The 23409-nt window shown below is 67.2% G+C and carries 25 protein-coding genes and 1 tRNA gene; 14 read left to right on the top strand and 12 right to left on the bottom strand.

Annotated elements, in window-relative coordinates:
* The first annotated feature begins 5 nt into the window (after nucleotides 1-5).
* Nucleotides 6-410: an HIT family protein gene (locus tag U8D42_RS25475; RefSeq protein ID WP_085243047.1), complete on the top strand. Its 405-nt coding sequence runs from the start codon at nucleotides 6-8 to the stop codon at nucleotides 408-410.
* Here the strand turns inward: U8D42_RS25475 and U8D42_RS25470 are convergent.
* Both U8D42_RS25470 and phoP read right to left on the bottom strand, forming a co-directional pair.
* Nucleotides 398-1840 carry a sensor histidine kinase gene (locus U8D42_RS25470; RefSeq protein ID WP_085243048.1) on the bottom strand — a complete coding sequence of 481 codons (1443 nt, stop codon included), beginning with the start codon at nucleotides 1838-1840 and terminating at the stop codon, nucleotides 398-400. The two genes, U8D42_RS25475 and U8D42_RS25470, sit on opposite strands and share 13 nt — an antisense overlap.
* A 38-nt stretch (nucleotides 1841-1878) precedes the next feature.
* Complete coding sequence (gene phoP / locus U8D42_RS25465) at nucleotides 1879-2598, bottom strand: two-component system response regulator PhoP (protein WP_067947794.1); 720 nt, start codon at nucleotides 2596-2598, stop codon at nucleotides 1879-1881.
* A 156-nt stretch (nucleotides 2599-2754) separates the two neighbouring features.
* Here phoP and U8D42_RS25460 point away from each other — a divergent pair, with 156 nt between their 5' ends.
* Together U8D42_RS25460 and U8D42_RS25455 are read left to right on the top strand one after the other, a co-directional pair.
* Nucleotides 2755-3471: a hypothetical protein gene (locus U8D42_RS25460; protein ID WP_090418544.1), complete on the top strand. Its 717-nt coding sequence runs from the start codon at nucleotides 2755-2757 to the stop codon at nucleotides 3469-3471.
* A 28-nt stretch (nucleotides 3472-3499) separates the two neighbouring features.
* Nucleotides 3500-3571 (top strand) — tRNA-Thr (locus tag U8D42_RS25455).
* Between the two features lie 43 nt (nucleotides 3572-3614).
* Here the strand turns inward: U8D42_RS25455 and U8D42_RS25450 are convergent.
* The gene (locus U8D42_RS25450; RefSeq protein WP_322860482.1) at nucleotides 3615-4415 is read right to left on the bottom strand and encodes a DUF732 domain-containing protein; all 801 of its coding nucleotides are present in this window, start codon (nucleotides 4413-4415) and stop codon (nucleotides 3615-3617) included.
* Nucleotides 4416-4757: 342 nt separating this feature from the next.
* Here U8D42_RS25450 and U8D42_RS25445 point away from each other — a divergent pair, with 342 nt between their 5' ends.
* The 3 genes from U8D42_RS25445 to U8D42_RS25435 all read left to right on the top strand — a co-directional run bounded on the left by U8D42_RS25445 (nucleotide 4758) and on the right by U8D42_RS25435 (nucleotide 6853).
* On the top strand, nucleotides 4758-4961 hold the full coding sequence (locus U8D42_RS25445) for a cold-shock protein (RefSeq protein ID WP_007166408.1): 204 nt from the start codon (nucleotides 4758-4760) through the stop codon (nucleotides 4959-4961).
* Nucleotides 4962-5161: 200 nt separating this feature from the next.
* Nucleotides 5162-5299 (top strand): hypothetical protein, encoded by a 138-nt coding sequence (locus U8D42_RS25440; protein ID WP_322860481.1) that lies wholly within the window; start codon nucleotides 5162-5164, stop codon nucleotides 5297-5299.
* Between the two features lie 561 nt (nucleotides 5300-5860).
* A complete protein-coding gene (locus U8D42_RS25435) occupies nucleotides 5861-6853 on the top strand; it encodes a transglycosylase SLT domain-containing protein (RefSeq protein WP_431523815.1) in 993 nt (330 codons plus the stop codon).
* Between the two features lie 69 nt (nucleotides 6854-6922).
* On the opposite strand, the gene U8D42_RS25430 is transcribed toward U8D42_RS25435, so the two are convergent.
* The 6 genes from U8D42_RS25430 to U8D42_RS25405 form a co-directional block, all read right to left on the bottom strand.
* Nucleotides 6923-7702: an enoyl-CoA hydratase gene (locus U8D42_RS25430; protein WP_322860480.1), complete on the bottom strand. Its 780-nt coding sequence runs from the start codon at nucleotides 7700-7702 to the stop codon at nucleotides 6923-6925.
* 7 nt (nucleotides 7703-7709) lie between these two features.
* Entirely contained in the window at nucleotides 7710-7949 is a 240-nt protein-coding gene (locus U8D42_RS25425; protein WP_068051249.1) for a hypothetical protein, read from the bottom strand.
* A gap of 102 nt (nucleotides 7950-8051) precedes the next feature.
* Nucleotides 8052-8786 carry an MAP_0585 family protein gene (locus U8D42_RS25420; RefSeq protein WP_322860543.1) on the bottom strand — a complete coding sequence of 245 codons (735 nt, stop codon included), beginning with the start codon at nucleotides 8784-8786 and terminating at the stop codon, nucleotides 8052-8054.
* Between the two features lie 40 nt (nucleotides 8787-8826).
* The gene (locus U8D42_RS25415) at nucleotides 8827-9291 is read right to left on the bottom strand and encodes a lipoprotein LpqH (protein WP_322860479.1); all 465 of its coding nucleotides are present in this window, start codon (nucleotides 9289-9291) and stop codon (nucleotides 8827-8829) included.
* Nucleotides 9292-9433: 142 nt separating this feature from the next.
* Nucleotides 9434-10081, bottom strand: coding sequence for a trypsin (locus U8D42_RS25410; RefSeq protein ID WP_085243055.1), 648 nt, complete (start codon nucleotides 10079-10081; stop codon nucleotides 9434-9436).
* 171 nt (nucleotides 10082-10252) lie between these two features.
* Nucleotides 10253-11119 (bottom strand): alpha/beta fold hydrolase, encoded by an 867-nt coding sequence (locus U8D42_RS25405; protein WP_322860542.1) that lies wholly within the window; start codon nucleotides 11117-11119, stop codon nucleotides 10253-10255.
* Between the two features lie 62 nt (nucleotides 11120-11181).
* Between U8D42_RS25405 and U8D42_RS25400 the strand changes: the two genes are divergently transcribed.
* Nucleotides 11182-12666: an amidase gene (locus tag U8D42_RS25400; RefSeq protein ID WP_322860478.1), complete on the top strand. Its 1485-nt coding sequence runs from the start codon at nucleotides 11182-11184 to the stop codon at nucleotides 12664-12666.
* Here U8D42_RS25400 and U8D42_RS25395 read toward each other — a convergent pair whose 3' ends face one another.
* Nucleotides 12667-12846, bottom strand: a complete 180-nt coding sequence (locus U8D42_RS25395) for a hypothetical protein (RefSeq protein ID WP_322860477.1) — start codon at nucleotides 12844-12846, stop codon at nucleotides 12667-12669.
* A 196-nt stretch (nucleotides 12847-13042) separates the two neighbouring features.
* Complete coding sequence (locus U8D42_RS25390; RefSeq protein ID WP_322860476.1) at nucleotides 13043-14191, bottom strand: TDT family transporter; 1149 nt, start codon at nucleotides 14189-14191, stop codon at nucleotides 13043-13045.
* Between the two features lie 62 nt (nucleotides 14192-14253).
* Between U8D42_RS25390 and U8D42_RS25385 the strand changes: the two genes are divergently transcribed.
* The gene (locus U8D42_RS25385) at nucleotides 14254-14526 is read left to right on the top strand and encodes a hypothetical protein (RefSeq protein WP_085243059.1); all 273 of its coding nucleotides are present in this window, start codon (nucleotides 14254-14256) and stop codon (nucleotides 14524-14526) included.
* A gap of 278 nt (nucleotides 14527-14804) precedes the next feature.
* The gene (locus U8D42_RS25380; RefSeq protein WP_322860475.1) at nucleotides 14805-16358 is read left to right on the top strand and encodes an LCP family protein; all 1554 of its coding nucleotides are present in this window, start codon (nucleotides 14805-14807) and stop codon (nucleotides 16356-16358) included.
* A 144-nt stretch (nucleotides 16359-16502) separates the two neighbouring features.
* Here U8D42_RS25380 and U8D42_RS25375 read toward each other — a convergent pair whose 3' ends face one another.
* On the bottom strand, nucleotides 16503-17294 hold the full coding sequence (locus U8D42_RS25375) for an SDR family NAD(P)-dependent oxidoreductase (protein ID WP_085243061.1): 792 nt from the start codon (nucleotides 17292-17294) through the stop codon (nucleotides 16503-16505).
* A 1112-nt stretch (nucleotides 17295-18406) separates the two neighbouring features.
* Here U8D42_RS25375 and U8D42_RS25370 point away from each other — a divergent pair.
* The 5 genes from U8D42_RS25370 to U8D42_RS25350 all read left to right on the top strand — a co-directional run bounded on the left by U8D42_RS25370 (nucleotide 18407) and on the right by U8D42_RS25350 (nucleotide 23305).
* Nucleotides 18407-19603, top strand: coding sequence for a multidrug effflux MFS transporter (locus tag U8D42_RS25370; protein WP_348636931.1), 1197 nt, complete (start codon nucleotides 18407-18409; stop codon nucleotides 19601-19603).
* Nucleotides 19604-19981: 378 nt separating this feature from the next.
* Nucleotides 19982-21115: a 2-deoxy-scyllo-inosose synthase gene (locus tag U8D42_RS25365; RefSeq protein WP_158089998.1), complete on the top strand. Its 1134-nt coding sequence runs from the start codon at nucleotides 19982-19984 to the stop codon at nucleotides 21113-21115.
* 44 nt (nucleotides 21116-21159) lie between these two features.
* Entirely contained in the window at nucleotides 21160-21912 is a 753-nt protein-coding gene (locus U8D42_RS25360; RefSeq protein ID WP_322860473.1) for a cupin domain-containing protein, read from the top strand.
* Nucleotides 21909-22712 carry an SDR family NAD(P)-dependent oxidoreductase gene (locus U8D42_RS25355; protein ID WP_322860472.1) on the top strand — a complete coding sequence of 268 codons (804 nt, stop codon included), beginning with the start codon at nucleotides 21909-21911 and terminating at the stop codon, nucleotides 22710-22712. The genes U8D42_RS25360 and U8D42_RS25355 overlap by 4 nt, the downstream gene beginning before the upstream one ends.
* On the top strand, nucleotides 22712-23305 hold the full coding sequence (locus U8D42_RS25350) for a cupin domain-containing protein (RefSeq protein ID WP_322860471.1): 594 nt from the start codon (nucleotides 22712-22714) through the stop codon (nucleotides 23303-23305). The genes U8D42_RS25355 and U8D42_RS25350 overlap by 1 nt, the downstream gene beginning before the upstream one ends.
* Nucleotides 23306-23409 lie beyond the last annotated feature (104 nt).

Here is a 23409-nt window from a genome sequence, read left to right as displayed (position 1 = left end):
GGGCCATGGCGTCGATCTTCACCAAGATCATCAACCGTGAACTTCCCGGCCGCTTCGTCTACGAGGACGACGACATCGTCGCGTTCTTGACGATCGAGCCCATGACCCAGGGACACACCCTGGTCGTGCCGCGGGCCGAAATCGATCAGTGGCAGGACATCGACGGCGCGACGTTCGCCCGGATCATGGCGGTGAGTCAGCTCATCGGCAAGGCCGTGTGCAAGGCCTTCAAGACCGAGCGTGCGGGGGTGATCATCGCCGGCCTGGAGGTGCCCCACCTGCACGTGCACGTGTTTCCCACCCGCCGCCTCAGCGACTTCGGCTTCGCCAACGTCGACCGCAACCCGTCACCGGAATCACTGGACGAGGCGCAGGCCAAGATCAAGGCGGCCCTGGCTCAGTTGACGTGAACCGGCTCCTGCGCCGGCACCTCGCTGAAGCGCGGCAGCGTGACGCGGAAACAGCAGCCCTCGCCGGGTGCGGTCGTCACCGTGACGGCGCCGCCGTGCGCCCGCGCCAGCGAGTCGACGATTGACAGCCCCAACCCCGTACCGCCGCTGGCGCGCGCCCGCGACGAGTCGGTGCGATAGAACCGTTCGAACACCCGCGACGCGTCCTGCTCGGTCATGCCGGGTCCCTTGTCGGCCACCTCGAGCACCGCATCGTCGCCGGCGGTGCCGACCCGCAAGGTGACGTCGGCGTTGGTCGGGGTGTGCTGCAAGGCATTGGCGATGAGGTTGCTCAGCACCTGCCGGATCCGCGGTTCGTCACCGAGCACCTCCGGGGTGCCCGGGCCGTCCAACACCTCCATGGCGATGTTGCGTTTGGGATCCATCGCCTGCGCGTCGTGCACGGCGTCGCTGGCCAGCGCCAGCAGGTCGATCCGGTTGTGTTCGAGCGGCCGTTGCACATCGAGGCGGGCCAACAGCAGCAGGTCGTCGACCAGCAGCCCCATCCGGCTGGCTTCGCTCTCGATGCGCGACAACAGCATGGACACGTCGCGCGCGGCGCCCTGGCGATACAGCTCCGCGAAGCCCCGGATGGTCGTCAGCGGGGTGCGCAGCTCGTGGCTGGCGTCGGTGATGAACCGCCGCATCCGCTCCTCGGAACCGCGCGCCTTCTCCGCTGATGACTCCGAGGACGCCAGGGCTTCCTGGATCTGTGCGAGCATTCCGTTGAGGGCGAGCGACAGCCGGCCCACCTCGGTGCGCGGATCGCGTTGCGGGACACGGCGATCCAGCTGGCCGGCAGCGATCGCCGCCGCGGTCTGTTCGACCTCGGACAGCGGCCGCAGGCTGCGCTGGACCACCGCGAAGCCGGCGATGCCGACCACGACGAGCACCGCCACCCCGATGCCGATCTGCAACCACACCAGGGAGCTGACCGTGTGCTGGACGTCGGACAGATCGATCGCGACGGTCGTCAGGCCGTGCGGGCCGCGCACGGACACCGCGCGCCACTGGATGTCCGACCCGTTGACCGACGGCAGCGTCGTCGGGTTCGGGCCCACGTCGTTGTTCGGCGGCAACGCCGGTTCGGAGTTGCGGTCGTTGATGGCGGTGAACGGGGTGCCGCTGCTGCTGATTCCGCGCACGTAGAACTTGGACGGCGGGCGGCCCGGATCGGGGCCCTCGTAGGGAGGCGGCGACTGCTTGCGCGGGGCCTGCGCCCAGCCGCGCGACGCGTCGAGCAGCGTCTGATCGATCCGGGAGACCAGGCTGTGCCGCAGGATCGACGTGACCGCGACGCCCGACACGGCCAGGCCGCACGCCACCAGCACCAGCGTGGCGGCGACCAGCCCCACCCGGAGCGGCAATCCACGTCGATACTGCTTGGCCATCGGGGGCGACGCTTCGCTATCGCTGACCGGCCGCGGGGTCAGCGCGGTTCCCGTAAGACATAGCCCACCCCGCGCAACGTATGCAGCAGCCGCTTCTCCCCGGTGTCGATCTTGCGCCGCAGGTACGACACGTAGGACTCGACGACATTGACGTCACCTCCGAAGTCGTACCGCCACACATGGTCGAGGATCTTGGGCTTGCTGAGCACAGTGCCGGCATTGATCACAAAGTAACGCAGCAGCGTGAACTCGGTGGGCGATAAGGAGACCGGCTCACCGGCCTTCCACACCTCGTGGGTCTCCTCGTCGAGTTCGATGTCGGCGAAGGTCAGGCGGGCGCTGCGGGGCTCCGCTCCGCCCTTGCCCGCGCGCCGCAGGATGACGCGCAGCCGGGCAACCACCTCTTCGAGGCTGAACGGCTTGGTCACGTAGTCGTCGCCGCCCAGGGTCAGGCCGGCGATCTTGTCCTGCAGGGAGTCACGGGCGGTCAGGAACAGCGCCGGGGCGTCGATACCGTCGGCGCGCAGGCGGCGCAGCACCCCGAACCCGTCCATGCCGGGCATCATCACGTCCAGGATGACCGCGTCGGGGCGGGCCTCCCGCGCCCGGTCCAGGGCTTGGGCACCGTTGGTCGCGGTGTAGACCTCGAACCCCTGGAACTTGAGGCTCACCGAGAGCAGCTCGACGATGTTGGCCTCGTCGTCGACCACAAGGACGCGAGCCTCCGGTTTGGTTTCGCTTGGGGTTGCCGTGGTCATCAGGTTCTTCTGCCCCTTGTTGTACGTTAGCTATGTAAAGATTGTGTGGTTCCTGAAAGCTCAGTGCCAACACTCTGATAGTAGTCTGCCAGGAATCGCGGCGGCGGCGTGGACCTGCGCAGCTTGACGTGGTCGCGTCGCGAATAAACTCGTGGGATGAATCTCGCCGCACGGATCGTCTCGGCCGCGACCGCCCCGGCGCGCGTGGGGCTCGCGGCCGCGGACGCCAGCCTGACCGTCGCCAGCGCGGCGGTGGGCGTGGCGAAGCGGGCTCTGGGTGACGGCGGTACCGCCGGAACGACGGCCATGACGTCCATGCTCGGAATCGACGACGCGATCGTTCGCGCCAACCGGCTGGCCCGGCTGCTCGACGACGACGCGCCACTCGGGCGGGCGGTGGCGCCGGATGGACCGATCGACCGGCTGCTGCGCCCGGGCGGCGTGGTCGACATGCTGACCTCGGATGGCGGTCTGCTGGACCGCCTGACCGCCGAGGGCGGCGGCCTGCACCGCACGCTGCAGCCCGGCGGGCTGGCCGATCAGCTTGTCTCAGAGGACGGGTTGATCGAGCGGCTGCTGGCCGAGGATGGGCTGGCCGATCGGCTGCTGGCCGACGGTGGCCTGGTCGACAAGCTGACGGCGAGAAACGGGCCGCTGGATCAGCTCGCCGACGTCGCCGACACCCTGGCGCGGCTGACGCCGGGGATGGAGGCGCTGGAGCCGGCGATCGCCACGCTGCAGGATGCCGTCGTCGCGCTGACCATGGTGGTCAACCCGCTGAGCAACATCGCCGACCGCATCCCGCTGCCGGGCCGGCGCCGTCCGTCGTCGCGGGCGGTGCGCTCAACGCGCATGATCGACACCGGCGAGTGACCGATTAGGCTAAACCCCGCTTGACCCCGCCTCCTTAGCTCAGTGGTAGAGCACTCGCCTTGTAAGCGAGCGGTCGTCAGTTCAATCCTGACAGGGGGCTCCGAGTTTCGGTGCCCCCGCCGGCCCAGCGGGCCGACCCTGGATCACGGATGGCCCGGGATACCGTCCAAGCTGCCCTGGATGCCTCGCAGGTCGCCCTGGATGCCGTCCAGTTGCCGTTGGATGGCCTGCAGGTCAGAGAGGGTGTTCTGATAGGCGGGCTGCATCTGGTCCGCGGCGGTGGGCTGAGATTGAGGGCAATACGAGACAATGGCCCCCGCCGTCACTTGCGCGCTTTGATCGGCGTCCCAGACCGATGACCGCTGCACGAATTGGACCGCGTCCGCGAAATTGGGTCGGCGCGCCAGGAAGTCGCAGACCGCGTGGCCTTGGGCCATCACGTAGTCCTGGCTGGGAACCGGTACGCCCTGATGCTTCAACGCGGTGATCAACGCAGTGTCGGCAATGTCAACGCGCGGAGCGGGCGCTTTCGGTGCCATTCGAGGGGACGGCGGCGCGGCCGAGGGCGCGGTTTCGGTCGGCGCTTCGGTCCGCTGCGCCGATGGATCCTGGCGGTGGACGGTGAACACCACCACGATCAGCGCGGCGGCGACGGCTACCAGAGACAGCGGCATCGCCGCGGACAGACCCTGGCGGAGCAGCGGGCGCTTGGCCCGGCGTGCCCCGCGACCGGTTCTGCCGCCCGGCGACCGGTTGTCGGCGCGAACCCCGGCTTCGGGCGCCTCCACCGAGTTGCTGAAAGACACCCCGGTGTTGTGGGCCAGGAGCTCGTCGAGCAGTTCGTCGACCTCCTGCGATGACAGTCGACCGCCCTGCTCACGCACCGAGCGGCGGCGCGCAGCGATGCGCCGCAACTCTGCGTCGATGGTCTCGCGGTCGCGCATATCAACAAGTTTGCGACTGCCCCGGCGCCGCCACAAGCCTCGGGGCAGAGGCGGTGGTCGGGTGCGGGCCCGCCGGCCATCGACTGACGCGGGACGGTGTCATACCCATGCGAGGCGGCACCCTGGTCTCGGCGCCGATAGCGACGACGCGGCGGCCCCGATTCATCGGATCGGGCTGTTCACCACGGATTCGAGGATTCCTGACCCGATTGATCGACGACGGGCTCGAGACCGCATGAAAAGCGTTGCGTTCCAATCGGTTAGCATTCGCGGCCGGCGCATGTGCTACCGTGACCCGGGGATGCCCGTCGGCATCCGTTCACAATGAGAGAAGTTGAAGGTATGACACAGGGAACTGTGAAATGGTTTAACAGCGAAAAAGGCTTCGGTTTTATCGCTCCGGACGGCGGCGCAGCGGATGTGTTCGTCCACTACTCGGAAATCCAGGGCAACGGCTACCGATCGCTCGAGGAGAACCAGCGAGTCGAGTTCAATGTCGAGCAGGGAGCCAAGGGCCCGCAGGCAGTCGGAGTAACTGCCGTCTAAAGCGAGTTCAACCCTATGTGGGCTGGTGGGAGGCTTCCCGCCAGCCCACAGTGCGTTGAGGCGTGTACATTGGTGGCAGCGGTCGTGTTCCGCCTTTCCCCAGCAACTTTCTCGCGGAGGGGCGCATCTACGAATCGATCGCTCTTCGCTCCACCACCTCCGTTTGGGCCGAAGCCAAACCAATTTGAGGAGCCCATTCCATGACATCATCCGACTTGTTCTCGCATCGCTACGAGCCCGAGGTCGTGTCACGGCCCGCCGGCGATGGGGAACCGGTGCAACTCCCGGCCTTCTCCGACCGCCCCAACAGCGATCCCGGCACCGCGACGCCATCGTAGGCGGTTTGCCCGGGACCCGACGCCGCTCGCCCGGTCCGCCTCGCGGGAAAATCCCTATCGCCTACTGATCCGGCGGCGGAACAGGATCGGGCGGCGGGCCGTCTGGCGGGGGCGGCACCGGAGCCGGCGACCGATGCGTGCAGTCGGGCACGAACATCAACACGCCCCCGACCATGGTCCAGCCAATCGCGCAGCCGGGCGGCAACAAGGGAGGCGTCTGCTGCCCTGCGATCAACACCGTCAGCGCCGCGGCAAGAATCGCCGGACCCCTCAGGCGGGCGACGAACTTCGCAGCAACCCGGCCCGGAGAGCGACGGACGCGGGACCGTCTCGCCGACGGTTGGGCCGTGGCGTCAGGCATATGACTTTTCCGCTCTGCCGGGAAGCTGATTTCCCAGTCTGAAATGCGCCGGTGTACGCCGCAACTCGAAGGAATCCCCCCACTTCCGCGTGGTCCGGCGTCGCCGCTCCGCCGTCGAGGGATGTTCCTCGTCGACGCCCCGCCCCGAGCGGCCGTTGATGTCGGACCGCTCGATGCGGAAGACTTGTCACGGCAAATCGATGGAAGTGATCACAGTGAGCCGTGACCGCGTCGCGAACACCCGGACAGTGCGGCACGCCGCGCCGATGTTGCTCGGCGTGGCCATGGTCGCACTCGTCGGCTGTTCGGCGCCGACGGCGAAGCCCACCGCGACGGCGGTAACCGCCGCGCCGGCATCGACCGCGGTCGCCACCCCGCTGGCGTCGAGGACCGTGCCCGCCGCACCAACCCCGCCCCTCGGCGCACAACCCCAGTTGGCGACCGATCCGGGGCAGCTGGCCGACGACCTGGTCGCCGACGAGCGGGCACTGCGTGACCCGTCGACGGCGGAGCCGGCATTGGTGGCGGCGGCGCATCGCGAGCAGGCCGCGTACCGGGCCATCGGGAGACACCCGGAATGGGACTCCATCACCCGGCCGCGCATCCCACCGGAACTGGTCGACGTCTACGACCGCAACCTCGACGCGCGGCGCCAGCTTCAGGCGATGACGCCCGCAAAAGACACGCTTCCCGCCTGGCGGATCGAGCCTCCGGTTCCCGCCGACGAGTTGATCAACGACTTCCACACCGCGGAGGCGGAGACCGGCGTCGGCTGGAACTACCTGGCCGCCATCAATTTCGTCGAGACCCGCTTCGGCAGCATCAACGGCGTCAGCACGGCCGGCGCGCAAGGGCCCATGCAGTTCTTGCCGTCGACCTTCGCCACCTACGGCCAGGGTGGCGACATCAGCTCGCCCCGCGACAGCATCATGGCGGCGGCCCGCTTCCTCGCCGCCAACGGCTTCGCCAACGACCCCGCTCGCGCCATCTACGGCTACAACCACGCGCACCAATACGTCGATGCGGTAGACCAATACGCCGCATTGATCGCAGCTGATCCGGCCGCTTTTCCCACCTACTACCGGTGGGACGTCTATTACGTCACCACCGCGGGCGACGTTCTGCTCCCCGTGGGCTACGCAGCGCCGGCCCCGATCCCCGTCGCGGACTACCTGGCCACCCACCCGCAGTGATTGTCACGGTCAGGCCAGGAAGGCAAGCACGGCAACGGATTTCAGGGCCGCCGTCCCAAGTGAGGCGCGCTACCCTCGGCCCTTCTTGCGGGCGAGGAACGCCCGCATGTGCTCTTGGGGCTCCCCGGTCAGGAACGCCAGTCCGAACTGCTCGATGCTGTCCTCGATCGCCCCGTGGACCGTCATGTCGAACCACTTGTTGAGCAGGCGCTTCTGTTGACGGACCGCGTGCGGGCCGAATCCCGCGAGCTTCCCGGCGAGTTCGGCGATGCGAGAGTCAAGCGCGTCGGGGGCGACCACCTGGTGCACCAGGCCCCAGGCGACGGCCGTGCCGGCATCGATCGTTTCGCCGGTCAGCAGGAGCCAGGCCGCGTGCGACGCCCCGATCAGCGCCGGCATCAAGGCCGAATGGATCACCGAGGGAATGCCGACCGCCACTTCGGGCATGCCGAACTTGGCTCCGGATTCGGCGATCCGAAGATCGCAGCACATCGCGACCTCGAGCCCACCGCCGAGGCAGTACCCGGCGAGCCGGGCGATGACCGGGACGGGGCATTGACGGATCGCCTCACAGATGCCCGCGAGCCGACGGATGAACACCTCGGCGCTGAAGCGGTCCAGGGCGACCATCTCATGGATATCGGCGCCCCCGATGAAGGCGGCGTCCCCCGCCCCGCGCAGCACGACCACCCGAACGTCATCGCCATGGCCGACGGTGTGGAATGCCTGCGTCAACTCCTCGATGGCGGGCGTGCCGACGATGTTGAGCGGCTTGGAGTTGGTCAGCTCGATGGTGAGCACGCCGCCGTCGCGACTGACTTGAGTGAACGGCCTTCCCGTGGTGTTCATGCGGCCCTCACAGGTACTTCAGGGCGATGTCTTGCAGATGGGTGCGCATCGTCTGGCCGGTCGCCTTCTCCAGCTTGATGCCCAACTCGCCGGCGAGATTGACGAAGCCCATCAACAGCATGATTTCGCCGTCGGGTTCGTTGGTGACGTTTTCAACGAGCCGGTTCCACGCGAATTCATTGCCGCTGTCCGACGTCCATGCCGTCATGACCTCGATGGCCCGGCGAACGTTTTCTCGCACATCCATTCCCGGAGCCTGCCATGACGACCCGCGCGCCGCCCGCCGACGGGCGCACCGGCCGCACCAGCCGGCGGCGGCCCGACGCGGTGATCGGCTCAGCCCGGGCCGTCAGTACAGCGGAACCCAGACCCCCATGTACCAGAAACCCCAACCACCGAACTGCCAGTTGAAGACCGGGATGGCGGTGTAGGTGTCGTACTGGAACGGCCCGAAATCGGCCTGCGCGGCGGTGAGGTCACGCGGCGGCCCGGACCACGGACGGTTCCAGCCGCCGGGAGGCGGTGGACCGTCCCAGCCGCCCGGAGGCGGCGCGCCCACCCAATGTGGCGGCGGGTGGCCCGGTGCCGGACCGTCATTCCAGCCGTGGCCGCGCGGCGGCGGCGGTGGCGGCGCGCCGTGGTCCACCACGCTGAAGCCGGCCCGCGCATCGCCGGGCCCGCCCACTTGTGCGTTGCCGCTCGCGTAGGTGCCCCGCGGGACGTAGGGCTGGTGCGGAGGCTGGGTGCTCGGCGGGTTCAGGGCCTGGCTGCCCTGCGGCGGCGGTGCGCTGTGCTCGCTCGCCGGCGCGTTGGATTGCCCACCCTGCGGGTTCTGCCCATGCCCCCCTTGAGGAGGATTGTTCTGCCCACCCGGCGCGCCGCCGGGTCCGCTCTGCTCACCGCCCGGCCCGCTCTGCGGGCCGCCGGCGCCGCCGGGGTTACCCCCGCCACCGCCGCCGCCGTGGCAGTTCGGGCACGGCGGCGGCGGGTCGAGCGGGGCCGCGAAGGCCGAACCCGCGGTCAAGGTGACCGCGGAGATGCTCAGGCCGGCCGCAACCGCCGCCGCGCTGACGACACGTTTCATAGACATGACTGCGTCCCCTCTCGGGTGTCGATCGCCTGCGCTACGGGCAGGTGGCGTCCAACTCGAACGACTTGGTCACCTGCTGCGGTTGCTGCGGATTGCTCATGTCGAGACCCGTCGCTGTGCCCTTGATTGCATAGGTTTTCCCGTTCACGGCGGCTCCGGCGTTGCCGCCCTGATTGGGAGCGGCGTCGGAGAAGCCGAGTGTGATGCCGTTGACGCTGCCGAGTCCGACCGAGTGCACGATGGGTGGGTTCGCGTTGCCGACCACCGCGCCGACACCGGCCGTGGGATCACCGATGCCGATGTTGGTGTTGTCGCCGGACTGGATGCACGTGACCTGGCCGCTGACGTTCTGCGCCTGACCGTCCACGATGACCTGCGGACCGGCCGCCGATGGGGACGAGGACGAGGATCCGGTGTTGGGCTCGTTACTCGAACAGCCGGCGCAGGCCGCGGCCACTACGGCCAAGCCCGCCGCGCCGAAGACGATCCCACGCTTCACTGCTGCTCTCCTTCGTGTCGCTCGTGTCGCACGGCCAACTCCACTGGCCGGGCCGCGCCGATCCAGCACGGACGCCCAGATGCCGCGAGCGCGGTTACCCGCTGCCCGTGGGACACAAACCCGGTGTCGCGACGGCCGCCTATCACGGCAGGACGCGCAACCCCCACTTGCCCAGTAGCGGATCGACGAGTACGAAGTCGGTGGTGTTGTCGTCTCCGTCGGGCGAAGACATCAACAAACCCACCGCACTCACGCTGCCGTCGTCGTTCTTCACGAAACCAGGGCTGCCGCTGTCCCCATTCAGGCTGAACACACTGGCCGTGACAATGCCACCTTCCACATGCTTGACGACACCACAGGTTTCGCCGGTGACCGCACCGATCTTGCAGAACGGCGCCCCCTCGCGAATCTGGTCGCTGTGCAACACATCCCGAACCACATACCGTCCGCCGACATCACCTATCGGCGCGCCGACACCCGGGTCGAGGCGGATGATCGCCGCGTCGCGTATCTCGCCCTCCTGCTCGCTGGCGCTGATCCGCCCGAGCGGTAACGCATTCCCGTACGTCCACAACGAACCGTCGTGGGCGTCGCAGTGGCCGCTGGTCATCAGGTAATAGCTGCCGTCGATACCCTGTGCCGCGAAACCCGCTGTGCACGAGTTGTTTTCATCCTCGACCTTCATACCCGGCGCCACGCCCGCATCCGCCCATACGGGGTTCGCCAACGCCGTCGCGGCGACGACCACAGCACCGACCAGGCCCAACCCTCGCAACCACCGCATGGCCACGCCACCTCTCTTGATGTGTCGGGCAGCATGCTAACAGCGTCAACGGGTTGCGGCCGCCCGGGTGTTCAGGACGGATCCGTCAGCCACCCAAGCGAATTGACATGAACGCCAAATCAGTGGCATTCCCTCTGCCCGACAACCAGTTTCGCTTCGATGACGACGAGCCGGCGATCAGCCGGCGACGTGCCGGGCGAGGAAGCCCAGCACGGCGTCGGCAAAGATGTCGTTGCGATCACCGGCGACCATGTGCCCGGCACCGCGCACGTCGGTGAATTCGACCTGCGGGAAGCGCGCCAGGAATTCGTCCGCACGTTCCTGGCTGACGAGGTCACTCACCTGTCCCCGGATCAACAGCATCGGCACGCCGTCACGCAGGATCGCGTCGACGGCCGCGTGCATGCGATCGGGGTCGGTGACCTCGAACGGGGGAAACGCGGCGGTTCCGCTGATGAACTGGGGATCCCAGTGCCAGTACCAGCGATCGCCGCGGCGGCGCAGATTCGTGGTCAGGCCGTCCAGGTCGGTGGGCCGCGGCCGGTGCGGGTTGTACTCGGCGATCGCGTCAGCGACCTCGTCGAGTGAAGCGAACCCCGATTCCACCCGCTCGGACATGAAGGCGTGAATCCGATTCGCCCCGGATTGATCCATGTTCGGCACGATGTCGACCAGCACGACCGCGCTGGCGATGCCCGGGGAGAGCTCACCGGCGAGCAGCATCGACGTGAAGCCGCCCAAGGAGGCGCCGACCAGCACCGGTTGCGGGGGCAGCGTCCCCAGCACTTCCCGGACGTCACCGGCGAAGCTGACGACGCGGTAGTCGCCCTCGTCGGACCAGTCGGATTCCCCGTGGCCGCGCAGGTCGACGGTCACGGCCTGCCAGCCGCGCTGCGCGACGGCGGCCGCGGCCCTGCCCCAGGAGCGACGCGTCTGCCCGCCACCGTGCAGGAACACCACGGCCCGCGCTTGCGGATCCCCCAACCGGTCGGCGACGATGCGCACGCCACCGGTCCCCTGGATCGAAAACGGCTCCACTGCCATGGGCATCAGGTGATACTAAGCCGCTTCAATACGATGCAGCGGGGCGTCCCGAGGAGAAACCCATGCGGCTTGACGAGTACATGTCCATGGACGCGACCGCGTTGGCCGAACTGGTCGAGCGCAAGCAGGTCACGGCGTCCGAACTTCTCGCACTGGCCCGGCAGCGGGCGGACGCCGTCAATCCACGGTTGAACGCGATCGTCCGCCACCTGGGCGAAGTCGCGGACAGGCGGGCCGCCGACGCGGCCCTGTCCGGGCCGTTCGCCGGTGTGCCCTTCGTGATCAAAGACCTCGCCCAGGAGTATCGCGGCTTCCCGACGTCGAGCGGTTCCCGGTCGCTGGCCAACGACGTGTCCGACGAACACGCGCTGGTGACGCAGCGGTTCCTGGACGCGGGGCTGGTGATCTTCGCCATGACCAACACCCCCGAGTTCGGGGCCAAGGGGGTGACGGAATCGGATTACTGGGGGCCGGCGCGCAACCCCTGGAACACCCAGCACACCCCCGGCGGCTCATCGGGCGGTTCGGGAGCGGCGGTTGCGTCCGGGATCGTGCCGGCCGCGGGGGCCAACGACGGCGGCGGATCGATCCGCATCCCGGCCGCCTGCAACGGGCTCGTCGGCCTCAAGCTCAGCCGGGGGCTTTCGCCGTATGGGCCGCAGACCGGCGAGCCGATGTTCGGGATGGTGACCCAGGGCGTCGTCTCGCGCACCGTCCGCGACAGCGCCGCGCTCTGCGACGCGATCGTCGGCCGCGATGCGCACGCCGCCTACGAAGTCGCCCTTCCGCAAGGCGCGTTCGCCGAACACATCCAGCGTCGTCCGGGCACGCTGAGGATCGGGTACTCGTGGTCCTCGGCGATCAACCCGCAGCCCGACCGGGAAGCCGTCGCCGCGGTCGAACGGGCGGTGTCGCTCCTGAGCGATCTGGGACACCGGCTCGAGGAGGTTCGGCCGCCGTACGACGACGCCGCCCTGGCGCGCGACTTTCTCATCATCTGGTTCGCCCAGCTCTACCAGCACGTCGCCGACGCCAGACAACGCACCGGCGCCGGCGACCGCGATTTCGAGGCCGACACCTTGGCCGTGAGTGAACTCGCCCGGTCCACCGGGGTGCTGGCACCGATCTTCGCGTTGGAGAACCGCAACAACCACATCAGATCCCTGGCGGCTTTCCACGAGAGTTTCGACTGCTTGCTGACCCCCACCCTGGCCACGCCCCCGCTTCGGGTCGGCGCGACGGCCACGCCCCGACCACTCCAACGGGCGGCCCGCATCGCCAGCAAGGTGCGCGCGGGAAAACTCCTGGCGCTCAGCGGCATTCTCGACCAATTGGTCCGCGAGAGCCTGGGATGGGTGCCCTACACGCAGCTCGCCAACATCACCGGACGCCCCGCGATCAGCGTCCCCCTGCACTGGACCGACGCGGGGCTTCCCCTCGGCGTCCAATTCGTCGGGCGACTGGGCGCCGACGGCGACCTCCTGCAGCTGGCGGCCCAACTCGAGGAAGCCGCCCCGTGGGCCCACCGGTACCCGGCGCCCGCGTGACTACCGGGACGCGTTCCGTTTGCCTTCCGGCGAGTGGTCGCCCCGCCATAGCCGCGAAAACCGTCGGGCGACATCGCCGAGCCGATTCCCGGCCCATTGAGAAGCCTTGATCCTGCCGAGAGCCTGTTTTCCCTCCGCGGCATAGTCGTTGACCGTTTCGTCGCCTTCCTCAGCACGCATCCTCAACCTCCGATGTCTTCCGCCGGTGTGAGCCGTTCGGGTGTCTGGGCCGGCCTCAGCCGCTCGGGCATCTCAGTGGGGGTGCCCCGCTGCGGCGAATCGGTGGTGTCCATCGCTCAGCCCTCCGATCGGCTCCCGGGTTGCCTACCCGCCTATCCCGGGAGCCGAAACGCGGACGAAGCCGGACCGCCGCCGCTCAGGACACCGGCTCCTTGCTGGCTTTGACCGGCGCGGTGCTCGGCGGCAGCTTGAGCAGATTGCCGCGCAGGCTCCCCCGCGCAGTCCGCGCGGCCACCAGCAACCAGGTGAACAACAGCCCCGCGTACGCGAGGGCCGCGGCCGCCCGGAACGCGGGCAGATGCGTATGGCCGGCGAGCTGGGAGGTGCCGGTGACGAACGTTCCCACCGGGAAGGTCAGGCTCCACCACGTCAGCGCGAACGGCATGCCGCGCCGCAGCGTACGCACGGTGAGCGCGGTGGCCAGCGCGATCCACAACACCGCGAAACCCCACACCGGAACTCCGTACAGGATCGCGAAGGCGTTCATCTCCTCGGCCAGGTCGCGGTCGACGGCCAGTGCCGCGGTAGCACCCAAGAGCCCTGCAGCGGTGATGGATTGGCCGAGCGGGCCCAGAACGATCCACAGTGTCGGCACGCGCGCCGAGCCCGACGTGCCGTACAGGGTCAGGCGCGCCCAGATCATGGCGATGATGTTCAGGGAAGCCAGCAACGACAGGCCGAACATCGCGTAGCAGCCCAAGAGCATGGTTTCGCGTCCGGTGCCTACCGCCATGTGCGGCAGCAGCAGCGCACCCATTGCCGCGCTCACCATGGGTGGAACCACCGGCATCAGCCAGCCCCCGAAGGCCGCGTCGGGCTCCACGTTGTGCTGGGTGAACATCAAGAACGGAATGCTGACCGCGGTGAACAGGCCGCCCAGCGTTCCCGCCGTCCACAGCACCCAATCCAGGTCGACGGCGAGGCGCTCGCCGATGAGGTCCCTGCCGACCAGCACCGCTCCCCCGCCGACGGTCATCAGCGCCATCGGCGCGGCGCCGTAGAAGTGTGCCATCTGCGGATTGCGCGCGTGGGTGCGCGCCACCGTCGGGTGCCGCAGCCAGTGCCCCCCGACGAGCACGATCAGTACCACCAGCAGGGCGGCGGCGATCACCCACACCACCTGGGCGAATGCGCGCAGCCCCACTGCGTGCACGGGCAGGGACGCGCCGGCGCTGGCCACGATCCCGGTGCCCATCACCGAGGCGAACCAGTTGGGCCCGATGTTTCCCAGTACCTCGACCCGGGTCTGCGGCGACGCCGCACCGTCGGGGCTTGCAATGGCCATAGCTGGAAAACCTACTGCGCCGCGCCGAATCGGGCGCGTCTGCCGCTTAGACTCCAACGGTGATGCATCCGGCGCCAACGGCCAGGAGGGCGGTCAGCAGGGTTCGGCTGATGGTCGGGATCGCCGTGGTGGTGGCCCTCGCCGTTCTCGCCGTACCCATCAAGCAACGCTGCGGGGCGCCGGGCTTGTCGTGCGCGACGGCGGTGGACCCCCAGGGCAATATTCACTACTACTACGAGGTCGAGCCGCTCGGTGTTTACCTCGCAGAGATCGCGACCGGCTCGAACATCGCCGTTTTCTACGAGTCGGGCCAGGACCTCGTGAAGGCCCCGTAGCCCTCATCTCGGCTCGATAACAAGTTCGATTCGGTCCCGCCGGTCGTGTGACATTAGCGAAACCCCGGCGCGATGGCCAGGACGGAACACGCTGGTCAGACCGATATTGCCGCTGCGATGGACGGCCCGGCGGCCCCCGCGGAGCGCGCCTGGCAACCGTCCTCGATTGGGGCCTTCACAGCAAGCTAACGCATACTTGACACCATGCTTGAAGCGACATCGCCGCAAACCGCCGCCGCGGTGCCCGGCGATGCGCTGGGTCTGGACAGAGGTTTGTGATGGCCCGCTCTGGCGGTGCTCACCACCGTCATCGAGCCGTCCGACAGCCCTCCCGATTCCGCAAGGGGCTGACGCGCACCCTGGGCGCGCTGGTCTCCGTTGCGGCAATCGGCCTGACCGGGGCGGGGTACTACGTCGCTCACGGCGCGCTGGGCGGCATCACCGTTTCGAACGCCCTGCAGCCCGACGACCCGCGATCCAGCGGCGACAACATGAACATCCTGCTGATCGGGCTGGACTCCCGCAAAGACCAGGAGGGCAACGACCTGCCCTGGTCGATCTTGAAGCATCTGCACGCGGGCGATTCCGACGACGGCGGCTACAACACCAACACCTTGATCCTCGTGCACGTCGGGGCCGACGACAAAGTCGTCGCCTTCTCGATCCCGCGCGACGACTGGGTGGCCTTCAACGGGGTGCCGGGATACAACCACATCAAGATCAAGGAGGCGTACGGCCTGACCAAGCAGTACGTCGCGCAAAAGCTCGCCAACCAGGGCACCAGCAGCCAGAAGGAACTCGAGACCAAGGGCCGCGAAGCCGGCCGCGCGGCGACGCTGCGCGCGGTGCGCAGTCTGACCGGCGTCCCCATCGACTACTTCGCCGAGGTCAACCTGGCCGGCTTCTACGATCTGGCCCAAAGCCTCGGCGGGGTGGAGGTCTGCCTCAACCATCCCGTCTACGACTCGTACTCGGGCGCCGACTTTCCGGCCGGGCGACAGACCTTGGATGCCTCCCAGGCCCTGTCCTTTGTCCGGCAACGCCACGGCCTGGAGAACGGGGACCTGGACCGCACCCACCGGCAGCAGGCGTTCATTTCGTCGGTCATGCAGGAACTGCAGGCCGCGGGGACGTTCACGAATCTGGACAAGCTCAAGAGCCTGATGGCCGTGGCACGTAAGGACGTGGTGCTCTCAGCCGGTTGGGACGAGGAGATGATCCAGCGGCTGGGTTCGCTGGCCTCCGGCGGCCACGTGGAGTTCCGGACGCTGCCGGTGGTGCGCTACGACAACATCGACGGTCAGGACGTCAACATCGTCGATCCGGCGGCGATCAAGGCCGAGGTGGCCGCGGCCATCGGCGCCTCGCCGCCGACCACAACACCCGCCACCACGGCCGCCAAGCCGAGCCCGTCGACCGTCGTCGATGTGATCAATGCCGGCAGCACCAGTGGACTCGCGACGGAGGTGTCGCGCGCCCTGCAGAACCACGGCTACACGACGGGCCAGACCCGCGACCGCAGTTCGGGCGAGCCGACGGACAGCACGGTCGCCTACGGTGCCGGTGCGGAAACCGACGCCGCGAACGTGGCCAAGCTGCTCGGCCTCGACGCGCCCAGCCATCCCGACCCCACCGTTCAGCCCGGCCACATCAGGGTGACCGTGGATACCAATTTCACCGTGTCGATGGTTGACGACAGCACGGACGACACCGCGAGCACGACGACGTCGACCAAGGCCAAGACCTACTACTACAACGGCACCACCACGACCTATCCGACGCCCGATCAGGGGAAGCCGATCGACGGCGACGGCGTTCCGTGCGTTAACTAGCGGCGCAGCCGGGCGCTGCGGGTCGCCGACATCGAGTCTCGGCGATCGCCAGCGCGGCGCAGCCCGGCGCTGCGGGTCGCCGACATCGAGTCTCGGCGATCGCCAGCGCGGCTCAGCCGGGCGCTGCGGGTCGCCGACATCGAGTTAAGCGTGCGTCCCGCCGTCGATGCGGATTTCGGTTCCGGTGATGAACGCGCCGTCCTCGGACACCAGCATGGCGATCACCCCGGCCACCACGGACGGATCGGCCATCCCGGTCCCGCTGGACTCGACCGTGGTCGGCAGAATTGGCATCAACCTCGAAAACAGCGCCCAGTCAGCGTCTTTCGGGATGTATCCGCCGGTTGCGTCGGTGATCCCGGACTTGATGCTCCCGGGCGCCACGCACACCGCGCGCAGGCCGGCGCGGGCGTACTCGAGCGCCAGCGAATGCGTGAACGCCTGGATCCCGCCCTTGCTGGCGGCGTACGCCGCCATATACGGGTGAGCGAACGAGGCGGACGTCGAGCTGAAGTTCACGATCGCACTGCGCGAATTCGCCAATAGCGCCGGAAGTGCTTCCCGCACAACCAGAAACGTGCCGGTCAGGTTGACGCCGACGATCTTGTTCCACAATTCCAGGGTGGTCTGGTGGGTGTGCGCGGCGCGCAGGATGCCGGCGGCGTTGACCAACGAATCCAACCCGCCGAGCGTTTCGACGGCCCGCGCCACCCCCTCGACCACCGAATCCTCGTTGCCCACGTCCATCGGCATGGTGGTCAGGCGAGCGGCGGTCGCGGCCTCGTCCGCGCGGGCCCGCGTGGCGTCCAGGCCGGCCTCCGCGACGTCGGAGGCCACCACGGTGGCGCCCTCATCCAGTAGGCGCAGCGCGGTGGCCTGGCCGATTCCCGACGCGGCGCCCGTCACCAGGATCCGCTTGCCCTTGAGTCGCTCCATTGCCGCTCCCGTGCTTGTCCGTCACTAGCCGTGCCCATCATCGCAAGGTGTGGCCCGAATGGGGCCCGAATCAAGGCAAAGTGGATGCACGGACATCGGGCCGCGGAGGTGCTCCTGGTGCCGGGCGCCGATGGCATCACGTGGGCGCTCTCTTACGGCATGGGCCTCCTACTGCTTGAGCAAGCGTGACGCGGACCAACTCAACTCCCTCACCCGCAAGGCCATGGATGACCGCGAAGGGTTGATCGGTCTTCCATCCTGATCTGGCGACTGAGGTTTCCGACGAAAAGTGGACAGGGGGGTTATCCGGCTTGGGTGGCCGCGTCGAGAGATTGTTCGTAGGCCATAGGACTGAGCATTCCGATCACCGGATGGCGTCTTTGTCTGTTGCCGAATCTCGTCCGCTTATCAACTGCTGCAACGTGTTCCGCATCAATGACGAATGTGTGATGGTGGCCAAGCATTGCGGTGGGCCGGCGAGGATCCACGCGAGCCCAGGCAGGCGCACTCGGGTTCTTTGCACAGCCACCGCCAAATTCGTCGGTAATGTTGGTGCACTTGGCTTTACGTAGCAAAGCGCCGCGCACCGTCCGCGCCGCTCTTCGATGATTGAGGCGCGATCGAGAAACCCACCGTTGACTCGGCTGTGGTTCAAGCCCCGCTTCGGGTGATTGACCGAAACGCGTTTGTAAAACACCGGGCCTTGCCTGGTGGTCCGCGAACGGATACTGTGCGTATCACGCCGATACTTCTCGTATCAGCGGTGATGGCTTCGTATCAATGCAGGGGATGCATCTCCAGTGGGTATCTCCGATCCAAGCGCAGCGAACCAGATCGGACGAGGTAGCGATGGACTGCAACGCGGGACTCCCGGTGATCGGCGGCGTGAGCCAAGTCCCACCGGATCCCGTATCCCTCCTTCTCGGTCTGGATCGGCCGACGTTCGGCGTCCATCCGGGTCCGGCCCGGTACTAGGCCCGGAGAAGCTGGTGTTGGCTGATCAAGCCGCAAAACCGCAGGGTCGGACCGGGAGCAGACTGGATAAGACCTTCGATATCGACTCGCGCAGCGACGCGGGGCCTCGGGCCCCCTTGCGCGCCCGATTGCTCGTCATGCTCGGCGCGCTGTCGGCGTTTGGACCGGTGACCACCGACGTGTACCTGCCCAGCCTGCCCCAGGCCGCCGCCGCGTTGCACACCACCCCGGCCGGGATACAGTCCTCGCTGACCGCCTGCCTATTCGGGCTGGCGGCAGGCCAATTGGTCGCCGGGCCGCTGAGCGACAGCTGGGGCCGCCGCAGGCCCCTGCTGGCCGCCATGGCGGTGTTCGTCCTGGCGTCGGCGCTGTGCGCGAGCGCGCCCAACATCGTTACCCTCGACCTGTTCCGGCTGCTGCAAGGCTGCGCCGGCGCGGCCGGGATCGCAATCTGTTTCGCCATAGTCCGCGACCTCTACTCGGGCCGCGCCGCCGCCCGGGCCTACTCGATCCTAATGGCCGTCAATGCCATTGCCCCGGTCATCTCGCCGACCGTCGGCGCCCAGCTGCTGCGGATCACCAACTGGCGCGGCGTATTCCTCGCCCTCGCCGGACTCGGCCTGATCTTCGTGGGCTGCGCCTACGCCTGGGTCGACGAAACCCTGCCGGTCGCGCGCCGCGCACGCGGCGGATTCGCCGTCAGAGCGGACGCGCTGCGACGGCTGATCGCCGACCCTGGTTTCACCGGCTACGCGCTGGCAGGTGGTTTCACGTTCACAACGATGTTCGCCTATATCTCGGCGTCCCCGTTCATCTTCGAGGGCCTGTTTCAGATGTCGGCGCAACAGTTCGCGCTGTTCTTCGCGCTCAACTCCGCCGGGGTTCTACTTGCCAACGTCGTCAACGCCCGCCTCTTGCAACATTTCTCCCCGCGCACGCTGCTGGATCTGGGCCTCGTCGGCGTCGCCGGCGGAGCGGCAGCCGTATTCCTGGTGATCGTCACCACCCACCACAATCCCTACCTCTGGGCACTGGTGGTGCCTCTGTTCGTCATGGTCGCCAGCACCGGTCTGACAATGCCCAACGCTGCAGCCCTTGCCCTCGACCAGCACCCGGAAGCAGCCGGAACTGCCGCTGCGGCCCTCGGCATGATCCAGTTCGCTCTCGGCGCGATCGCGGCCCCGGTAACCGGACTCGACCGGCACAGCGCTATTCCGCTCGGAGCGACGGTGCTTGCCGCAGGCGCTTTCGCAGTCTTCGCTCGCATCATGGCGCCGCGAAAACAGCTGGACACCAAACCATCTGCCGCCGTCGCGACGGGGAACGCAGGATGAGTACAAAGTCGTTAGTCAACGGCGGTGACCCTAGAGGGCCCCAGATAGCGATCGCCGCCCTCAGCTGGCCACGCCCTTGAAAAAGGGCTAACCGCCGCCTCCGCAGCATGATTCGATGTCATCGCGCTTTGCGGGCCTGGCCTGTTGGCGCTTCCTTAAGCCCCAAAACTGTTGCATGCGCTTTTCGCTGGCCTTGGACTGCAGAGCGCCAATTGGTTACACGCGTCGACCCGCTTATACAGAAACGTCATGGGACGTTCACCCGTTAGCATGCCGCGTCCGATACATTACGTATCACTGCGATACATTGTGTATCGCTCCGGCACGGCGCAGATGCCTTGACGGTGGGGGGAAAGGAATCCGATGAGTACAGCGGGCATGTCGGTCATTGCGTGCGAGCGCGAGGTCCAGTTTGGCGACTTCCGCTATCCGTTCCACGTTCATTCGGGTGATCAATCATGGGCTGAATTCGCCAGTCGCATGGTCGAACTCGACGCCGACCGGTTCATTGTCATCACCGATGACGGGGTGCCGTCGGCGATTGTGCATGCGGTGGAAAACTGCCTTGTCGGCGTCGGTCCGACCGGAGTGTTCACGGCACCGAACACGGAGAAGGCCAAGAACATCGAGACTTTGGACCGACTGGCCGAGGAGGTCATCGGCAGCGGAGTCACCCGCAACTCGGTGGTCGTCGCCCTCGGCGGCGGACTGGCGGGCAATGTCGCAGGTCTGTTGGCGGCGCTGATTTTTCGCGGAATTCGGTTGGTGCACTTGCCGACTACCTTGCTCGGGATGTCGGACTCGGTGCTGTCATTGAAGCAGGCGGTCAATTCGCGCATAGGCAAGAATCACCTCGGAACCTTTCATGCCCCTGTATTGGTGTGGAACCACCTGGATTTCCTTGCGACGCTGCCGCCGGAAGAGATCCAGGCCGCGCTCTGCGAGATGATCAAGAATGTCTTGGGAATTTGCCCGGACCGGTACGACGAGATCGCCGCGAAGCTGCGGCCCGACGCGGTGTACGCATCGGAGACGATCGCCGAGTTCATCGATCTGTGCGTGACGGCCAAGGCCACTGTGATGCGAAACGACCACCGGGAGAAGCGGGAAGCGTTGGTGCTCGAGTACGGGCATACCGTCGGCCATGCGGCCGAGCTGCTCACGGGGGGGACACTGCGGCACGGCCATGCGATCGGTGTCGGCATGCTGGTCGCCGCACGTGTTTCGCGTCTGCTCGGTTTCCTGGACGAGGCCGATGAAGCGGCACATCGAGTTCTGTTGGAGCGCAACGGCGCTCCCGTTGAACTGCCGTCACAGCTTACGGTCGACGAGATCATCTCCGCCGTCCGTCGCGACAACAAGCGCGGGTACGTCCCGTCCCGTCCGGGAATGGCCGACATGGTCATCCTGGAGGGACTCGGTCGCCCGCACTGGGTCGACGACAACATCATCACCCAGGTGGACGAGGACATTCTGCGCTGCGCCATCGGCAGTTACCTGCCGGGATCCTAGCCACAGGTTGCGACGGACGCGGCGCTGACGAAAGTGCAGGCATCATGACAGCGTTATCAACGGCTTACTCTGGATACGGGCCGATCATCAACGACACCAGTGGTCTGGCCACCACAATCCGGCAAATCGGTGGAACGGGCACCGCCCGATGGAAGCAACTCGCGTACGGCGCACACCTGCAGGGCGAGTGGAACACCATCGAACATGTCACGCTGCTGCCCGGGGCAGGCGTCGGCGAGCACGTCCACCTGCGCACCGAGGAGATCTACTACGTCCTGTCCGGCGTGGCCACCATGCAGGTTAACGGCCGAACGCACCAGGTGCGCGCAGGCGATCTGATCACCACTCCGATCGGCGGCAGGCACTCCATCAAGAACACCGGTGAAGAAGACATGGTCTTCTTTGTCGCCGAGGTTTTCCCCGGTGAAGGCCCGTCCGCGGATCCGATGTTCATTCCCATGGCGGATCGGATGCGCACGGTGGATGGATTCCGCGATTCGCCGCAGCCGGTCCACCTGTCCCGCGTTATGTTGACGGAGATATTCACCGGGCCCTGGCGGGCTTTCAGCGAGGTTCGTCTCGAACCTCAGGCCCGCCTCGGGGACTATTCATTGCCCGAGTGCGCCGAGGTGATCTTTGTCCTGGACGGAAGCGCCGCGATCACTGTCGAGGACGAGACCTACGACGGCGGTCCGGGGCTCTGTGTGGGGTTGCCCGCCGGGGCAACACGGCGCATCAGCAACGTCTCCGGCCAAGATGAGCTGCGGCTGATCTCGACCGAGGTGGCGGTGGCATGAAACTCGGACTCGAAGGCCGCGTCGTCGTCGTGACGGGCGCGGCGAGCGGGATCGGGCGGGCCACCGCACTGGAATTCGCCAAGGAGGGCGCGCGGCTGGCGCTCGTCGATGTGGCGAAGGACGAGCTGGAGAACACTGCCGAACAGGTCTGCGCGCTGAACGCGGAGGTGTCCACCGCCGCCGCCGATCTGTCCACTGCCTGGGGTGTCGTCGACGGGCTGGAGATGGCGTTGCGTCCCTATGACGCCACAGCCGACGTTCTGGTGAACAACGTCGGGCAATGCTTCGCGCGGACGTTTGACGAACTCACCGATGACGACTGGGCGGCGACGTTGCAGATCAATCTCTTCTCGGCGATCCGCGCGATTCGGTATGTGCTACCCGGGATGCGGTTGCGTGGTAGCGGCAGCATTGTCAACAACTCGTCGGACCTGGCTCGTCAACCGGAGGCCGCACCAATGGATTACCAGGTCTCCAAGGTCGGCCTGCTGTCGGTGACCAAGTCGTTGGCGCTGACCGAGGGTCCAAGCGTGCGAGTCAATGCGGTGGCGCCGGGACCGGTGTGGACACCGCTGTGGACTCGCCCCGGCGGGTTCGCCGACACGCTCGGCACGCTGCACGGCCGGGACGCCAAGGCCGCGGTGGAACACGAACTGGCCCAGCGCCAGATCCCGGCAGGGCGGATGGGCACGCCCGACGAAGTCGCGCGGGTGATCGCGTTCATGGCCTCCGACGCAGCGTCATTCATCACCGGGACGGTCTGGGGTGTGGATGGTGGCAGCATCCGTGGTTTGCTGTGATGCGCCATCCTGAAACGCGCGTCGCGACGCCGCCGGAAGCGGGCGAGCAACCCGGCTCGGTGCCAACGACTTTGCGCGACACCGTCGCGTTCCTGCCCCCTGGCGCGGGCAAGGCCATCCGCACCGGGTCGATGTCGGTGGTGTACAAGGTGTCCGCCGAGTGGACCGGCGGTGCATACACCATGCACGAGCAGCCGGTCGGGCCGAAAGTGATGGTGGCCCCACACACCCACGCTGCGCAGGATCAAGTCAGCTACGTGGTGGAAGGTGAGATGGGCTTCCTTGTCGGCGAGGAGGAGTTCGTCGCCCCGACCGGCAGCTGCATTTTTCGTCCACGCGGTGTCCGGCACGCATTGTGGAACGCTACCGACAAGCCCGCGCGGATGATCGAAATCACCAATCCCGGTGGGCAATTCGAGTGCTACTTCCTCCGATTCGGCGAACTCACCGAGGCGGGGGAGACCAGTCAAGAGGTGATACACGCTCTGGGTGCACGCTACGGGATCAGCTACGACCTCGACAAAGCCGAGGATCTGGCACAGCGGTACGGTGTGAGCTCCACCGGCAGTTGGTGGGCAGGCCCGCGGGCTTAGCAGCGGCCGGCTTTCCGCGCCGTCGGAAAGAATGCCGCTAGATGCTTTCGGGTGTTGTCCTAGCACTGTCCGGCTTTGCCAAACAGCTCACAGAGGGACGTGAT

Source organism: Mycobacterium europaeum (assembly GCF_034555895.2).
Classification (GTDB): Bacteria; Actinomycetota; Actinomycetes; order Mycobacteriales; family Mycobacteriaceae; genus Mycobacterium; species Mycobacterium europaeum.
The sequence above is the reverse complement of the archived record's forward strand: the minus strand, read 5'-3'. Positions and strand labels throughout refer to the sequence as shown.

Coding starts and splice junctions, on each gene's coding strand:
- U8D42_RS25475 (WP_085243047.1), top strand. CDS start 6: ATGGCGTCGATCTTCACCAAGATCATCAACCGTGAACTTCCCGGCCGC.
- U8D42_RS25470 (WP_085243048.1), bottom strand. CDS start 1,840: ATGGCCAAGCAGTATCGACGTGGATTGCCGCTCCGGGTGGGGCTGGTC.
- phoP (WP_067947794.1), bottom strand. CDS start 2,598: ATGACCACGGCAACCCCAAGCGAAACCAAACCGGAGGCTCGCGTCCTT.
- U8D42_RS25460 (WP_090418544.1), top strand. CDS start 2,755: ATGAATCTCGCCGCACGGATCGTCTCGGCCGCGACCGCCCCGGCGCGC.
- U8D42_RS25450 (WP_322860482.1), bottom strand. CDS start 4,415: ATGCGCGACCGCGAGACCATCGACGCAGAGTTGCGGCGCATCGCTGCG.
- U8D42_RS25445 (WP_007166408.1), top strand. CDS start 4,758: ATGACACAGGGAACTGTGAAATGGTTTAACAGCGAAAAAGGCTTCGGT.
- U8D42_RS25440 (WP_322860481.1), top strand. CDS start 5,162: ATGACATCATCCGACTTGTTCTCGCATCGCTACGAGCCCGAGGTCGTG.
- U8D42_RS25435 (WP_431523815.1), top strand. CDS start 5,861: ATGGAAGTGATCACAGTGAGCCGTGACCGCGTCGCGAACACCCGGACA.
- U8D42_RS25430 (WP_322860480.1), bottom strand. CDS start 7,702: ATGAACACCACGGGAAGGCCGTTCACTCAAGTCAGTCGCGACGGCGGC.
- U8D42_RS25425 (WP_068051249.1), bottom strand. CDS start 7,949: ATGGATGTGCGAGAAAACGTTCGCCGGGCCATCGAGGTCATGACGGCA.
- U8D42_RS25420 (WP_322860543.1), bottom strand. CDS start 8,786: ATGAAACGTGTCGTCAGCGCGGCGGCGGTTGCGGCCGGCCTGAGCATC.
- U8D42_RS25405 (WP_322860542.1), bottom strand. CDS start 11,119: ATGGCAGTGGAGCCGTTTTCGATCCAGGGGACCGGTGGCGTGCGCATC.
- U8D42_RS25400 (WP_322860478.1), top strand. CDS start 11,182: ATGCGGCTTGACGAGTACATGTCCATGGACGCGACCGCGTTGGCCGAA.
- U8D42_RS25395 (WP_322860477.1), bottom strand. CDS start 12,846: ATGCGTGCTGAGGAAGGCGACGAAACGGTCAACGACTATGCCGCGGAG.
- U8D42_RS25390 (WP_322860476.1), bottom strand. CDS start 14,191: ATGGCCATTGCAAGCCCCGACGGTGCGGCGTCGCCGCAGACCCGGGTC.
- U8D42_RS25385 (WP_085243059.1), top strand. CDS start 14,254: ATGCATCCGGCGCCAACGGCCAGGAGGGCGGTCAGCAGGGTTCGGCTG.
- U8D42_RS25380 (WP_322860475.1), top strand. CDS start 14,805: ATGGCCCGCTCTGGCGGTGCTCACCACCGTCATCGAGCCGTCCGACAG.
- U8D42_RS25375 (WP_085243061.1), bottom strand. CDS start 17,294: ATGGAGCGACTCAAGGGCAAGCGGATCCTGGTGACGGGCGCCGCGTCG.
- U8D42_RS25370 (WP_348636931.1), top strand. CDS start 18,407: ATGCTCGGCGCGCTGTCGGCGTTTGGACCGGTGACCACCGACGTGTAC.
- U8D42_RS25365 (WP_158089998.1), top strand. CDS start 19,982: ATGTCGGTCATTGCGTGCGAGCGCGAGGTCCAGTTTGGCGACTTCCGC.
- U8D42_RS25360 (WP_322860473.1), top strand. CDS start 21,160: ATGACAGCGTTATCAACGGCTTACTCTGGATACGGGCCGATCATCAAC.
- U8D42_RS25355 (WP_322860472.1), top strand. CDS start 21,909: ATGAAACTCGGACTCGAAGGCCGCGTCGTCGTCGTGACGGGCGCGGCG.
- U8D42_RS25350 (WP_322860471.1), top strand. CDS start 22,712: ATGCGCCATCCTGAAACGCGCGTCGCGACGCCGCCGGAAGCGGGCGAG.